This window comes from Chromobacterium sp. CV08 (genome assembly GCF_051129845.1).
Lineage (GTDB): Bacteria > Pseudomonadota > Gammaproteobacteria > Burkholderiales > Chromobacteriaceae > Chromobacterium.
The window spans coordinates 4,324,060-4,337,231 of the sequence record NZ_CP150453.1 but is presented as its reverse complement, the minus strand read 5'-3'; the positions used below and the strand labels follow the sequence as shown (position 1 = coordinate 4,337,231).

Annotated in this window: 12 protein-coding genes; 10 read left to right on the top strand and 2 right to left on the bottom strand. The window is 66.0% G+C overall.

Annotated features, from left to right (window positions below; all coding sequences use genetic code 11):
* Window positions 1–433: 433 nt before the first annotated feature.
* Window positions 434–1,735 carry an MFS transporter gene (locus WNM05_RS19720; RefSeq protein ID WP_434630147.1) on the top strand — a complete coding sequence of 434 codons (1,302 nt, stop codon included), beginning with the start codon at window positions 434–436 and terminating at the stop codon, window positions 1,733–1,735.
* 1 nt (window position 1,736) lies between these two features.
* On the opposite strand, the gene WNM05_RS19715 is transcribed toward WNM05_RS19720, so the two are convergent.
* Complete coding sequence (locus tag WNM05_RS19715; RefSeq protein WP_434630145.1) at window positions 1,737–2,105, bottom strand: Mth938-like domain-containing protein; 369 nt, start codon at window positions 2,103–2,105, stop codon at window positions 1,737–1,739.
* A 238-nt stretch (window positions 2,106–2,343) separates the two neighbouring features.
* On the opposite strand from WNM05_RS19715, the gene WNM05_RS19710 reads away from it, so the two are divergent.
* The 4 genes from WNM05_RS19710 (at window position 2,344) to thrC (ending at window position 6,739) form a co-directional block, all read left to right on the top strand.
* Window positions 2,344–3,576, top strand: coding sequence for a pyridoxal phosphate-dependent aminotransferase (locus WNM05_RS19710; RefSeq protein ID WP_434635170.1), 1,233 nt, complete (start codon window positions 2,344–2,346; stop codon window positions 3,574–3,576).
* A 118-nt stretch (window positions 3,577–3,694) separates the two neighbouring features.
* A complete protein-coding gene (locus WNM05_RS19705) occupies window positions 3,695–5,005 on the top strand; it encodes a homoserine dehydrogenase (protein WP_434630143.1) in 1,311 nt (436 codons plus the stop codon).
* Window positions 4,998–5,330, top strand: coding sequence for a hypothetical protein (locus tag WNM05_RS19700; protein WP_158300932.1), 333 nt, complete (start codon window positions 4,998–5,000; stop codon window positions 5,328–5,330). The genes WNM05_RS19705 and WNM05_RS19700 overlap by 8 nt, the downstream gene beginning before the upstream one ends.
* A complete protein-coding gene (gene thrC, locus WNM05_RS19695; RefSeq protein ID WP_434630140.1) occupies window positions 5,330–6,739 on the top strand; it encodes a threonine synthase in 1,410 nt (469 codons plus the stop codon). The genes WNM05_RS19700 and thrC overlap by 1 nt, the downstream gene beginning before the upstream one ends.
* 68 nt (window positions 6,740–6,807) lie before the next feature.
* On the opposite strand, the gene WNM05_RS19690 is transcribed toward thrC, so the two are convergent.
* Window positions 6,808–8,919 (bottom strand): autotransporter outer membrane beta-barrel domain-containing protein, encoded by a 2,112-nt coding sequence (locus WNM05_RS19690; protein WP_434630139.1) that lies wholly within the window; start codon window positions 8,917–8,919, stop codon window positions 6,808–6,810.
* A gap of 142 nt (window positions 8,920–9,061) precedes the next feature.
* On the opposite strand from WNM05_RS19690, the gene flgA reads away from it, so the two are divergent.
* The 5 genes from flgA (at window position 9,062) to WNM05_RS19665 (ending at window position 13,155) form a co-directional block, all read left to right on the top strand.
* Window positions 9,062–9,739, top strand: coding sequence for a flagellar basal body P-ring formation chaperone FlgA (gene flgA / locus WNM05_RS19685; protein ID WP_434630137.1), 678 nt, complete (start codon window positions 9,062–9,064; stop codon window positions 9,737–9,739).
* An 89-nt stretch (window positions 9,740–9,828) separates the two neighbouring features.
* Window positions 9,829–10,128 (top strand): flagellar biosynthesis anti-sigma factor FlgM, encoded by a 300-nt coding sequence (gene flgM, locus WNM05_RS19680; protein ID WP_434630135.1) that lies wholly within the window; start codon window positions 9,829–9,831, stop codon window positions 10,126–10,128.
* 25 nt (window positions 10,129–10,153) lie between these two features.
* Entirely contained in the window at window positions 10,154–10,618 is a 465-nt protein-coding gene (locus tag WNM05_RS19675; RefSeq protein WP_434630133.1) for a flagella synthesis protein FlgN, read from the top strand.
* Window positions 10,619–10,743: 125 nt separating this feature from the next.
* A complete protein-coding gene (locus WNM05_RS19670; protein WP_434630132.1) occupies window positions 10,744–11,664 on the top strand; it encodes a CobD/CbiB family protein in 921 nt (306 codons plus the stop codon).
* A 114-nt stretch (window positions 11,665–11,778) separates the two neighbouring features.
* On the top strand, window positions 11,779–13,155 hold the full coding sequence (locus WNM05_RS19665) for a DEAD/DEAH box helicase (RefSeq protein ID WP_434630131.1): 1,377 nt from the start codon (window positions 11,779–11,781) through the stop codon (window positions 13,153–13,155).
* Window positions 13,156–13,172 lie beyond the last annotated feature (17 nt).

Here is a 13,172-nt window from a genome sequence, read left to right as displayed (position 1 = left end):
CAGTGGATGTCTGCCGGTTTTGGCGTTCGGGTAGATGGCTGATGGGCGACCATACCCCCTTCGGCACGCGCCGGCAAAAAAGCGTCTGGCCAGGTTTTAAGCCGCCGATTTGTTCGACGCCGCGCGACGTTAGCGCGCGGCTAGTTTCGGCGGCTCCTGGCCAGGCGCTTTTTTGCCGGGGTTTCGCGGGCTGAGGGGCGGCCTGGGATCGCCAAGGGGCTGGCCGCACAGCCCCTGGCCCGTTTGGCGGGCGGAACCGCCACCTAAAATATTATCCGCGCAGCGGATACAACTGATGACTTGCCATGGCGTGGCCACTGCTTTGTCATTCATGGATGGATAACATACGCTTGAATGTGTGCTGCGCCGCAGCTTGACCCGCTCCCGCCTTTATTCGATGCTGTTTTGACATTTGCATATCGAAGGGGCGGGCATGGAGTTGGGCGGGTGGTTGGACGAGCGGCCCTTGGGCGGGTTTCAGTACCGCTTGTTGGCCTTGTGCGGGCTGTGCATGATTCTGGACGGTTTCGACGTGCAGGCGATGGGCTATGTCGCGCCGGCCTTGCTGGAGGACTGGGGCATCGCCAAGTCGGCGCTGGGGCCGGTGTTCAGCGCCGGACTGTTCGGCCTGTTGCTGGGAGCCCTGCTGTTCGGCGCGCTGGCCGACCGGGTCGGCCGTCGACCCATCCTGCTGGTCTGCACGCTGGGGTTCTCTGCCGGCATGCTGGCGACGGCGGCCGCGCAGACGCTGCCGCAGTTGATCGCGCTACGCTTTCTGACCGGGCTGGGCCTGGGCGGCATCATGCCGAACGCGATGGCGCTGGCCGGCGAATACAGCCCGGCGCGGCGGCGCGCCAGCCTGATGATGATGATTTCCTGCGGCTTCACCGCCGGCGCGCTGCTGGGCGGCCTGCTGGCGGCTTGGCTGATTCCGGCGCACGGCTGGCGCGCGGTCTTCGTCGTCGGCGGCGTCGCGCCCTTGCTGCTGTGGCTGCCGATGCTGAGCGGCCTGCCGGAATCGGCGCGCTTCCTGCTGCTGCGCGGCAGGCCGGCTCAGGCGCTGTTCTGGTTGCGGCGGATGGAGCCGGCCTTGCCGGCCGACTGCCGGCCGTGGCTGGCGGAGAGCCTGCCGTCCCAAAGCCCTGTCGCCGCGCTGTTCGGCGACGGCCTGGCCCGGCGCACGCTGCTGCTGTGGCTGCTGAGCTTCCTCAATCTGATCGTGCTGTATTTCCTGTCCAACTGGATGCCTTCGCTGCTGCGGGCCCAGGGGCTACAGATGCGCGACGCGCTGTTGGCCGGCAGCATGCTGCAGCTGGGCGGCGTGGCCGGGACGCTGTCTTTCGGATACTGGATAGACCGCGTCGGTTTTCGCAATGTGCTGTTGGCCAGCTTCCTGTCGGCCGCGCTGGGATTGTGGGTGCTGGGCCGGATCAATGGAGAGGCTCTGTGGCTGTACGTGCTGCTGTTCTGCGTCGGCTTCTTCATCATCGGCGGCCAGCCGGCGGTCAACGCGCTGGCGGCCAGCGCCTATCCGACCGGCCTTCGGGCCACCGGCGTCGGTTGGAGCCTGGGCGTCGGCCGCGTCGGCTCGGTGCTGGGGCCGTGGCTGGGCGGCGTGCTGATCGGTCTGGCCTGGAGCCAGTCGGCGCTGTTCGCGCTGCTGGCGCTGGTGTCGCTGGCCTCCGCCGCCGTCGTGTGGGCCTACCACCGCGACGGCGGCGGGCCCGAGCGATAGCTCAGATCGCCAGCAGCGCGGCGACGACGCGGCGGTCTTCGGCCAGGAGGATGTTGAAGGTGCGGCAGACGGCCTGGGTGTCCATGCTCTCGACGCCGATGCCGGCGCCGGTCAGCGCCGCGTACAGCCGCGGGTGGACGAAGCGCTGGCTGCGGCCGGAGCCGAACAGCACCACTTCGGGCCGGTAGGCCAGCAGCGCCTCGAAATGTTCGGCGGCGAGGCCGGCGAAGTCCGGCGCCGCCCAGGCGGCGATCTCGTCGCCGCTGACGATCAGATTGCCGTCGTGGCGCTCGGCGTTGATCAGCACATGGCCATCGCCATAGCCGGTGAACAGGTTTTTGCCCTGTCCCAGCGATTGCTGCATTTTCATCGGTTTGGCTCCGTTGGCGTGAGTTCGGGGCGCGGCGGACGGGCCGCGCGGCGGCGCTGTGCAGCGCACCAAAGATTGGGATAGGATTATACCCAGACCCGGCCACGGCGCGACCACGCCCTGAATATGGTTTCAAGCGCCGGGCGCCGACGATTACAGAGACCCCATGAAACAAGCACACCGCCAACGCAAGACCGTCCCGTCCGGCGGGCGGCCAGATACGGAAGCCGCCGCCGCCATGCAGCCAGTCCACAAATCGCAGAAACTCGCCAACGTCTGTTACGACATCCGCGGTCCCGTGCTCGAGCACGCCAAGCGGATGGAGGACGAGGGCCACCGCATCATCAAGCTGAACATCGGCAATCCGGCGCCGTTCGGCTTCTTCGCGCCGGACGAGCTGATCGAGGACGTGATCGCCAATCTGCCGGCGGCGTCCGGTTATTCCGACTCCAAGGGCTTGTTCGCCGCGCGCAAGGCCATCATGCACTACGCGCAGCAGAAGCATCTGCCCAATGTGGCGATGGACGACATCATCGTCGGCAACGGCGTGTCCGAGCTGATCGTGATGGCGATGCAGGCACTGCTGGACAACGGCGACGAGGTGCTGGTGCCGGCGCCGGACTATCCGCTGTGGACCGCGGCGGTCAGCCTGGCAGGCGGCAAGGCCGTGCACTATCGTTGCGAGGAGGAGAACGGCTGGTTCCCCAGCATCGAGGACATCCAGGCCAAGATCACGCCGTCCACCCGCGCCATCGTCATCATCAATCCGAACAACCCGACCGGCGCCGTGTACCCGCCGGAGCTGCTGCAGCGCATCGTCGATGTGGCCCGCCAGCACCAGCTGATCATCTACGCCGACGAGATCTACGACAAGGTGCTGTACGACGAGGTCAAGCACACCTCGATCGCGTCCCTTGCGCCGGACCTGTTCACGGTGACCTTCAACGGCCTGTCGAAGAACTACCGCGCCTGCGGCTACCGCGCCGGCTGGATGATATTGTCCGGCGAGAAGAAGCACGCCAGGGATTACATCGAAGGCCTGAACATGCTGGCCTCGATGCGCTTGTGCGCCAATGTGCCGTCGCAGTACGCGATCCAGACCGCGCTCGGCGGTTACCAGAGCATAGACGACCTGGTGGCGCCCGGCGGGCGGCTGGCCCGCCAGCGCGACCTCGCGCACAAGCTGCTGACCGAGATTCCCGGCGTCAGCTGCGTCAAGCCGCAGGGCGCGCTCTATCTGTTCCCGAGACTGGATCCCAAGGTCTATCCGATCGCCGACGACCAGCAGTTCATCCTGGAATTGCTGCAGCAGGAGAAGGTGCTGCTGGTGCAGGGCACCGGCTTCAACTGGATTGCGTCGGATCACTTCCGCGTGGTATTCCTTCCCAATTCGGACGACCTGATCGAGGCCATAGGCCGGATCGCGCGTTTCCTGGAAAGCTACCGCAAGCGTCACGGCGCGACCGCCTGATCGTTTGAAGCGAGCGCGGGCGGCGGGTCTTCCCGCCGCCCGAGGACCGCCCGGACAGGACGCGCCTGTCCAGACGGCCTTCGGCCGGAATAAAACCAGGGACTGAATGGAGATGTACATGAAACCGATCAATATCGGCCTGCTGGGCGTGGGCACCGTCGGCGGCGGCACCGCCACCGTGCTGAAACGGAACGCCGGCGAGATCACCCGCCGCGCCGGCCGCGAAATCCGGCTGCTGGTGGCCGCCAGCCGCGACGCGGCCAAGGCGCGCGCCGCGCTGGGGCCGGAGGTGTCGGTGGTCGACGACGTGCAGCAGGTCGTCGACAACCCCGAAGTCGACATCGTCGTCGAGCTGATCGGCGGCGACGCCGTCGCCAAGGACCTGGTGCTGAAGGCGATCGCCAACGGCAAGCACGTGGTCACCGCCAACAAGAAGCTGTTGGCGCTGCACGGCACCGAGATCTTCGCCCGCGCGCAGGAAAAGGGCGTGATGGTGGCGTTCGAGGCGGCGGTGGCCGGCGGCATCCCCATCATCAAGACCTTGCGCGAGGGCCTGGCCGCCAACCGCATCGAATGGATAGCCGGCATCATCAACGGCACCTCCAATTTCATCCTGACCGAGATGCGCGACAAGGGCGCGAGCTTCGCCGAGGTGCTGGCCGAGGCGCAGAAGCTGGGCTACGCCGAAGCGGACCCGACTTTCGACATCGAGGGCCATGACGCCGGCCACAAGCTGACCATCATGGCGGCGCTGGCCTTCGGCATCCCGATGCAGTTCGACCAGTGCTATCTGGAAGGCATCAGCCAGCTCGACGGCCGCGACATCCGCTACGCCGAGGAGCTGGGCTACCGCGTCAAGCTGCTGGGCCTGACCCGCCGCACCGACAAGGGCGTGGAGCTGCGCGTGCACCCGACGCTGATTCCGGAAGGCCGGCTGATCGCCAACGTCAACGGCGTGATGAACGCGGTGCTGGTCAAGGGCGACGCGCTGGGGCCGACGCTGTACTACGGCGCCGGTGCCGGCGCCTTGCCGACCGCGTCGGCGGTGGTGGCCGACATCGTCGACGTCACCCGCCTGTTGACCTCGGATCCGGAACACCGCGTGCCGCACCTCGCGTTCCAGCCGGACCAGCTGCAGGATCTGCCGATTCTGCCGATCGCCGAGGTCACGAGTTCCTACTACTTGCGGATAGGGGCGATAGACCGCGCCGGCGTGCTGGCCAACATTACCCGCCTGCTGGCCGAGAACGGCATCTCGATCGAGGCATTGATCCAGAAAGGCTCGGTCAGCGACGGTACCGCCGAAGTGGTGATCCTGACCCACCGGGTGCAGGAGAAGGCGATCAACCGCGCCATAGACGGCATCGAAGCGCTGGACAGCGTGGCCGGCAAGGTGGTGCGCCTGAGGATGGAAGAACTGAATGACTAGACTTTGGCAAGCCGGCCTGTGCGCCGCATTATTGGCCGGCGTCGCCGCGGCCACGCCGCTCAGCCCCGGACAGCACCAGTTGCTGCAGGGTTTCCTGATGCGCGGCTGTCTGAAGCGCACGCCGGCGTCCGACGGCGTCGGCCAGCCCGGCAACGAGCAGGTGCAGCGCTACTGCCAGTGCGCGAGCGAGAAGCTGGCCGGCACCTTCACCGAGGAAGAGGTGATGGGCGTGGTCACCGGCCAGATCAAGAAGGACGACCCGCGCGGCAAGCAGAGGCTGAAGGAAGCCTCCGCCGCCTGCGGCCAATACCTGGAACAACGTTGATGCGATATATCAGTACCCGCGGCGGCATGGCGCCGCTGCCGTTCTGCGAGACCGTGCTGATGGGCCTGGCGCCGGACGGCGGCCTGTTGCTGCCGGAGCGCTATCCGCGAATCGACCGCGCCACGCTGGACGCCTGGCGCCGTCTGGGCTACGCCGAGCTGGCCTTCGAGATCATCAGCCTGTTCGCCGACGACATCCCGGCAGACGATCTGAAGGGCATCGTCGAGCGGGCCTATCGCCCGGAAACGTTCGGCAGCGAGGCCATCACGCCGATCAAGCGCCTGCATGACGGCCTGGCCGTGCTGGAACTGTCCAATGGCCCGACGCTGGCGTTCAAGGACATGGCGATGCAGTTTCTCGGCCAGCTGTTCGAGTACGTGCTGGACCAACGCGGCGAGACGCTGAACATCGTCGGCGCCACCTCCGGCGACACCGGCTCTGCCGCCGAATACGCGATGCGCGGCAAGCGCGGCATCAATGTGTTCATGCTGAGTCCGGACGGCAAGATGAGCGCCTTCCAGCGCGCGCAGATGTACAGCCTGCAGGACGGGAACATCCACAACATCGCCATCGAGGGCATGTTCGACGACTGCCAGGACATCGTCAAGGCGGTGCAGAACGACCACGCGTTCAAGGCGCGCCACAGGATAGGCACCGTCAACTCGATCAACTGGGCGCGCGTCGTCGCCCAGGTGGTGTACTACTTCAACGGCTATTTCCGGGCGACGGAGAGCAATGACGAGAAAGTCAGCTTCTGCGTGCCTTCCGGCAATTTCGGCAATGTCTGCGCCGGCCATGTGGCGCGCAGCATGGGCCTGCCGGTGGAGCGGCTGATCGTCGCCACCAACGAGAACGACGTGCTGGACGAATTCTTCCGCACCGGCCGCTACGCGCCGCGCGGCAGCGAACGCACCTATGTCACGTCCAGCCCGTCGATGGACATCTCCAAGGCGTCCAACTTCGAGCGCTTCGTGTTCGACCTGGTCGGTCGCGACGGGGCCGAGGTCAAGCGGCTGTGGGCCGAAGTGGACGCCGGCGGCGGCTTCCAGCTGGATGCGGAAACGATGGGCCGGGTGCGAGACGCCTTCGGTTTCGTCTCCGGCAGCAGCGTACACGCCGACCGCATCGCGACGATACGGCAGGTGGACGCCGAGGACGGCGTCGTCGTCGACACCCACACCGCCGACGGCATCAAGGTGGCGCGCCAGCTGCGCCGAGACGGCGAGAACGTCGTCTGCCTGGAGACGGCGCTGCCGGCCAAGTTCGCCGAGACCATACGCGAGGCGCTGGACCGCGATCCGCCGCGCCCGGCCGGTTTCGAGCATCTGGAATCGCTGCCTCAGCGGGTGGTGACGCTGCCGGCCGACGCCGGCGCGGTGAAGGCGCTGATCGAGAAGGCGCTGGGCTGATCCGCGATCGAGGGCGGACAAAAAAAACAGGCTCCCGAGGGAGCCTGTTTTTTTTGCCTCGGACGGGATCAGAACGATACCGCGACGCCGATGTTGCCGCCGGCCTGGTTGCCGCCGTTCCTGCCGCTGGTGGCGGTCAGCTGGCCGAAGGCGCTGACGCTCTTGCTGAAGTTGGCGCTGACGCCGGCGGTCCATTCCATCCAGTTGCCGCCCGGCTTGCCGAGATTGGTGGTCCAGTCGCCGATGCTGCTGGTCAGGCCGGAGGTCACGCTGCGCTCGTCCTGCTTGAACTCGTGGGCGAAGCTGACCTTGGCGTACGGGTTGAACTTGCCGATGGCGGCGTCGAGTTGCCAGCCGACGCGGCCGACCAGGGAGCTGATGTGCTGGCCGTTGTACCACATGCTGCTGCTGTCGCCGTTCTGCTCGTTATAGCCGTTGACGTTGGCGTAGTTGTATTCCAGGCCGGCCACCGGGCCGGTGGTGACGCCGCGGTACTGCAGGCGGTAGCCGCCGCCGACGCGCAGGCCGTACTGGGTGGCGCGGGTCTTGCCGCTTTCCGTGATCGAGCTCGAGCCCAGCGACACGCTGCGGCTCAGGTCCAGATCGCCGGAGCCGATATGAAGGTCGCCGTCCAGCCAGAACTTGTCCTGGTTGTAGCTGACGAGGCCGCTCATCAGCGTGCTGCGGTCGTTGATGCTGCCGGCGGCGCCGCCGCTGTCGATATCGGTCTTGCCCTGCTGGCGGGACATCGCGATGCCGACGCTCAGCGCCGGCGTGGCCTGATAGTCTATGCCCAGCGTGTACAGCTGGCCCTTGGGCTTGGCGCTCAGGCCGTTGTCGTAGCCGATCTTGTCGCTGCTGAACGCGCCGTCGACGAAGGCGCTGACGGTGCCGACCGCGCGCTGCTGCGCGCGTATCGCCTGATAGCGGGCGTCGAGCGCGCCGCCGAGCTGGCGGGCGTTGCTCAGCGAGGCCTCCGGGATGGCGCCGGCGAAGTAGGGCGCCTGCAGCAGGCCGTAGATGTAGTCGCCGATGATCTGGTTCGCGGCAGGAGTCGGGTGCAGGCCGTCGGTGAAGACGTAGTTCTGGTTGTAGGCCGATTGCGAGCAGGTGATGGCATCGGCAGGGCAGATCGAGCCGAGCGTATTCGTGAAGCCGTATTTGCCCGGATTGGCGCTGATTTCCGTCATCAGCTGGGCGATGTTGGCGCGTACCACGCCATGCTGTTGTCCGTTGGTTTGCAGGGCGAGGTCGACCAGGCTGTTGTAGCCGGTCGTCAGTTGCTGCAGGACGGCCAAGGTGGTGTTGTATTGCGCGGTCAGGGTCGTGACGGAGTCCGGCGCGCCCATCGCGGCGTTGGCCGCGGCCAACGCTTGGGAAATGACGGTGGCCTGATTGGCCTGGGTGGCGCTGCCGCTGCTGATCGCGGTCCAGGCGGCTTTTACCGCATTGTTGACATAGGCGGTCAAGTTGGCACCGCTCAGTCCTGCCCCTTGGCCGACTGCGGTGGCGACGCCTTGCACGGTCTGGTATAGCGCGGCGGGAGTCGACGAGAGATTGGGGACATTGGGCACGATGATCGTTTTTGCGCCGGCGCCCTGCAGGGTTCCGATCAATTGACTGGCAGTGGCGGCTGACGTGGCCAGCAGTTTGGTCGCGGTCGTTCCCGTCATGTCGGAACTCAGCGTGCCCGCCGCGGCCGACAAGTCATTGCCGCCGATCCATACCGAATATACGGCATTGGGGTTGGCCTTGCCGCCGGTGGCGGCGAGGTAGTTCTGCACCTGGGTCGGCAGTTCCAGAATGGCGGTCTGACCGTCCGGGCCGAACTGCTCGACGGAGCCGTTCGCCCCTGTGGTGCCCGGGAACTGGGTGATCGATTGATAGCTCTGCGCGACGGCGCCGCCCTGGGCGTAATTATTGCCCGTGCTGCTGGTGTTCTGGGCGTTGCTGGGGTTGTTGGCGACGGAGCTCAGACCGTAGTGTCCTGTCAGGACGGAAGTCCAGTTGGGCTTGTTCTGGTAGGTCCAGTGGGCCCCGACCGGCAGGCCGGCCTGGCCTCCAAAGGCGCCGATGTCGGACAGGCTGTCCCCGAAGAAATAGAAATTGCTGTAGGCATTGGCCACGGCGGGCACGGCCAGTGCGGTGGCCAGGGCGATGACGGTCAGGCGGCTGCGCATCGAGTTCCTCCTCGACAAACGAGTATGTTGATGTTGTATTTAGTGTCAAGAGTCTAAGCTCTATTCAAACGATTATTCGAGAGGTCGGGGAGGGTTGTCAATCGGCATCGCGCCGTCGCCGCGGCTTCGGCTAAAATACGGCATGCGAAGAATACTGTGGTGTTGCTGCTGCCTGATGCTGGCGGCGCCGGCCTGGGCGGCCGGCAATCAGAACCTGGGCCTGCTGGAAAAGCTGGCCGACCAGTTCCTGAAACACGAGCTGGCGCTGCGCGCGGCCACCTGGAAATTGGGCCAGCTGGACCGGAGGCTGGTGGTGCCGGCCTGCGACAAGCCCAAAGCCGATTGGGCGACGCCGGGCGTGACCACCGGCGCCACCGCGGTGGCGGTGTCCTGTCCCGATCTGGGCTGGGCGCTGCGGATTCCGGTGAGGATCGACGAAAAGCGCGTCGGCGTGGCGTTGAACCGGGCGATGGCGCCCGGCGAGCAGATCACCGCCGACGACGTCAGGCTGGTCGACATCAGCAATCCGGCGCTGGCCGGCAATGTGCTGACCGACGCCAGCCAGGCGATAGGCCAGGTGATGCGGACCGGCGCCCCGACCGGGGCCTGGCTGCGCAACTTCATGGTGCGCGCGCCTTATCTGGTGCGCAGCAATCAGCAGGTCAAGGTGATGGCGCAGGGCGACGGCTTCAGCGCCGAAGCCGAAGGCACGGCGCTGGGCAACGCGGCCCAGGGCGACCAGATCAGCGTGCGGCTGAGCACCGGCAGGGTGGTGCGCGGCACGGTGCAGGCCGACGGCAGCGTGGCGGTGGTTTTCTAGTCCGCGGCCGCCGTGAAAAAAGAGTTCAAGAGATTGTTTTTTCGGTCGATAATAGGATCAGTTGAGTTTAGCTACGGGAAGGCCTGGCCATGAAAATCGACAATTCGGGCAAGCTGTCCGGCACCTACGGCACGCAGGGCAAGACTGCCGCCCGTGCGCCGTCCAGTTCCGCCAGCAGCGCCGGCAGCAGCAGCGACAATGTGCAGATCAATTCGCTTGCCAGCCGCCTGAGCGCGATCGGCAACGATCCCAGCACGCAGCAACCGTCGTTCGACGCCGCCAAGGTGGAGTCGATCAAGTCCGCGATCGCCAACGGCAGCTTCAGCATCAATGCCGACAAGATCGCCGACGGCCTGATCTCCTCGGCCCAGGAGCTGTTGAACGGCTGACGGGCGGCATGGAAGAAGCGGGAACATGTCAGTCATCGATGAGTTTGTAAGTTTTTGCCGGGACGAGGCCGAACTCGTGTCCCGGCTGGTTGCGCTTCTGGAGGAAGAGCAGAAGCTCTTGATCCACGGCGAGGAGCACAAGCTGGAGTCGCTGTCCGACAGCAAGAGCCAGGTGCTGGACGAGCTGGCGCGGCAATCGGCGGCGCGCGGCAGCCTGATGGGCTCGCTGGGCGTGCTGGATAGAGACACGCTTTACATCTGGCTGGCAGACAAGCCGTCGGCCTGCGAGGCCTGGACCGATCTGGAGGACGCGGTCAATCGCGCGCAGAGCATCAACCAGCTGAACGGCAGCTTCGTCAACGAGAAGCTGGCCAAGGTCGAGGAGTCGCTGGGTGTGTTGCGCGCCGCCGCCGCCGCCACGCTGGGATACGACCGCGGCGGCAATCAGCGCGAAGCGGTCACCGGCCGCCGGCTGCTCGGTTCGGCCTGAGCCCCAGGGTTTGGAAACGGGGCGTCCGAACGACGCCCTTCGCATTTGCGCCGCGCGCGGGTGGGCGCAGGCTGGCCTTTATGGTATCTTCCCCAGCGGTCCCGTGAAAATCACATCCAGAACCCATGACTCTGATCTCCCTGATTCTCGCCCTGGCCCTGGAGCAGCTGAGACCGCTCGGCAATCGCAACCGGGTGTGGTTGTTGTTTACCCGCTATGCCAACCATCTCGAGCGCAATCTGAACGCCGGCGCCGAGCGCCATGGCGTTCTGGCCTGGCTGGTCGCCATCCTGCCCGCGCTGGCGCTGAGCCTGCTGGTGTTCTACTCGCTGAAATCGGTGAGTCCGCTGCTGGCGCTGGCCTTCAATGTGCTGATGCTGTACCTGACCATGGGCTTTCGCCATTTCTCGGGCGCATTCTCGGATATCTCGCAGGCGCTGGCCGAAGGGCGGGAGCTGGATGCGCGGGTGGCGCTGGCCAACTGGACCGGGCAGCCGACAGCCGAGTTGTCGGTGGAGGAGATTTCCCGTCTGGCGATCGAGCAGGGCATTCTGGACAGTTATCGCCACGTGTTCGGCACGATGTTCTGGTTCGTGGTGCTGCCGGGACCGTCCGGCGCGCTGCTGTACCGGCTGTGTTCTATGCTGAACCAGAAATGGGGCAGCCGCGACGTGGACGAGGACCCGTTCGGGCGCTTCGCGGCTAGGGCCGCGGCATGGCTGGACTGGATTCCGGTCAGGCTGACCGCCGCCGCCTTCGCGATCATGGGCGATTTCGAGGATGCGATCTATTGCTGGCGTTCCCAGGCCCGGACCTGGGGGAATTACGCCAACGGCATCCTGCTCGCCTCGGCCGCCGGCGCGCTGGGCGTGAAGCTGGGCGATCCGCTCAGGCAGGACTACTCGGTGAAATACCGGCCGGAACTGGGACTGGGCGACGAGGCCGATCCCAGTTTTCTGAAAAGCGCGGTCGGACTGGTCTGGCGCTCCGCGCTGCTGTGGCTGGCGGTGACGCTGCTGATCAGCGTGGCCAGCCATATGGGCTGACGGTGTGTTGCCGCCTTTCGGGGCGGCATTTGCTTTATCCGCCGCCGGTTTATCAATGAACATCGGGGCGCGTTGCACCTTGCAACGTGCCCTTACGTATTGCAGGAGTGTTACATGTTGTTTTCCGAACTCGGCTTGTCGCCGGAGATCCTGCGCGCGATCGAAGAGCAGGGCTACAGCCAGCCGACGCCGATCCAGGAGAAGGCGATCCCCCTGGTGCTGTCCGGCCGCGACCTGCTGGCTGCCGCGCAGACCGGCACCGGCAAGACCGCCGCCTTCATGTTGCCGATTCTGGAACGGCTGAAGAAGTTCGCCAATACCAGCGTATCGCCGGCGATGCACCCGATCCGCGCGCTGGTCCTGTCGCCGACGCGCGAGCTGGCCGACCAGATCGGCGTCAACGTGCAAAGCTACACCAAGTATCTGCCGCTGCGCGCCACCACCGTCTACGGCGGCGTCAACATGGATCCGCAGACCCAGGAGCTGCGCCGCGGCGTCGAGATCCTGATCGCGACGCCGGGCCGCCTGCTGGACCACATCCAGCAGAAGGCCGTGCAGTTCAACAAGGTGGAAGTGCTGGTGCTGGACGAGGCGGACCGCATGCTGGACATGGGCTTCATCCAGGATATCCGCAAGATCATGAGCATGCTGCCGAAGGAGCGTCAGACCCTGCTGTTCTCCGCCACCTTCGCGCCGGAGATCAAGCGGCTGGCGGCCGACTTCATGCATACGCCGCAAACCGTCGAGGTGGCGCGCCAGAACGCCACCAACGAGCAGGTGGAGCAGCTGGTGTTCCAGGTCGACGCGTTCAAGAAGCGCCAGCTGCTGGCGCATCTGATCCGCTCGCGCGAAATGAGCCAGGTCATCGTGTTCTGCAAGACCAAGATCAGCGCCGACCAGCTGGCGCGCGACCTGAAGCGGGACGGCCTGGACGCCGAGGCCATCCACGGCGACAAGACCCAGGGCGCCCGGCTGGAGACGCTGGCGGCGTTCAAGGAAGGCCAGCTGCGCGTCTTGGTGGCCACCGACGTCGCCGCGCGCGGTCTCGATATTTCCGAGCTGCCGTATGTGGTGAACTTCGAGATGCCCAATGCGCCGGAGGACTATGTCCACCGCATCGGCCGGACCGGCCGCGCCGGCGCCACCGGCGTGGCGATTTCGCTGATGAGCCCGGAGGAAACCCGCCAGCACGAGGCGATCGAGAAGCTGACCAAGCAGACGCTGACGCCGCAGAGCGTAGACGGTTTCTGGCCGTCCTGGCTGCCGCGGCCGAAGTCGCAGCGCGAGCCCCAGCGCGAACCCCAGCGCGAACCCCAGCGCGAACCCCAGCGCGAATTCCAGCGGCAATCCGCGCCGCAGGCGCCGGCGCTGAGCGCCGGCAAGGGTGAGGGCTTGAAACAGGCTAGGCCGGGGCGCCGCAATCGCAAGGAAAAGCGCGAGGTGCCGGCGCTGCTGTTGCCGCCGCGCTACAAGGTCGAGATCATCCGCTGACCTTGAACCAAGCCCGT

Coding starts and splice junctions, on each gene's coding strand:
- WNM05_RS19720 (WP_434630147.1), top strand. CDS start 434: ATGGAGTTGGGCGGGTGGTTGGACGAGCGGCCCTTGGGCGGGTTTCAG.
- WNM05_RS19715 (WP_434630145.1), bottom strand. CDS start 2,105: ATGAAAATGCAGCAATCGCTGGGACAGGGCAAAAACCTGTTCACCGGC.
- WNM05_RS19710 (WP_434635170.1), top strand. CDS start 2,344: ATGCAGCCAGTCCACAAATCGCAGAAACTCGCCAACGTCTGTTACGAC.
- WNM05_RS19705 (WP_434630143.1), top strand. CDS start 3,695: ATGAAACCGATCAATATCGGCCTGCTGGGCGTGGGCACCGTCGGCGGC.
- WNM05_RS19700 (WP_158300932.1), top strand. CDS start 4,998: ATGACTAGACTTTGGCAAGCCGGCCTGTGCGCCGCATTATTGGCCGGC.
- thrC (WP_434630140.1), top strand. CDS start 5,330: ATGCGATATATCAGTACCCGCGGCGGCATGGCGCCGCTGCCGTTCTGC.
- WNM05_RS19690 (WP_434630139.1), bottom strand. CDS start 8,919: ATGCGCAGCCGCCTGACCGTCATCGCCCTGGCCACCGCACTGGCCGTG.
- flgA (WP_434630137.1), top strand. CDS start 9,062: ATGCGAAGAATACTGTGGTGTTGCTGCTGCCTGATGCTGGCGGCGCCG.
- flgM (WP_434630135.1), top strand. CDS start 9,829: ATGAAAATCGACAATTCGGGCAAGCTGTCCGGCACCTACGGCACGCAG.
- WNM05_RS19675 (WP_434630133.1), top strand. CDS start 10,154: ATGTCAGTCATCGATGAGTTTGTAAGTTTTTGCCGGGACGAGGCCGAA.
- WNM05_RS19670 (WP_434630132.1), top strand. CDS start 10,744: ATGACTCTGATCTCCCTGATTCTCGCCCTGGCCCTGGAGCAGCTGAGA.
- WNM05_RS19665 (WP_434630131.1), top strand. CDS start 11,779: ATGTTGTTTTCCGAACTCGGCTTGTCGCCGGAGATCCTGCGCGCGATC.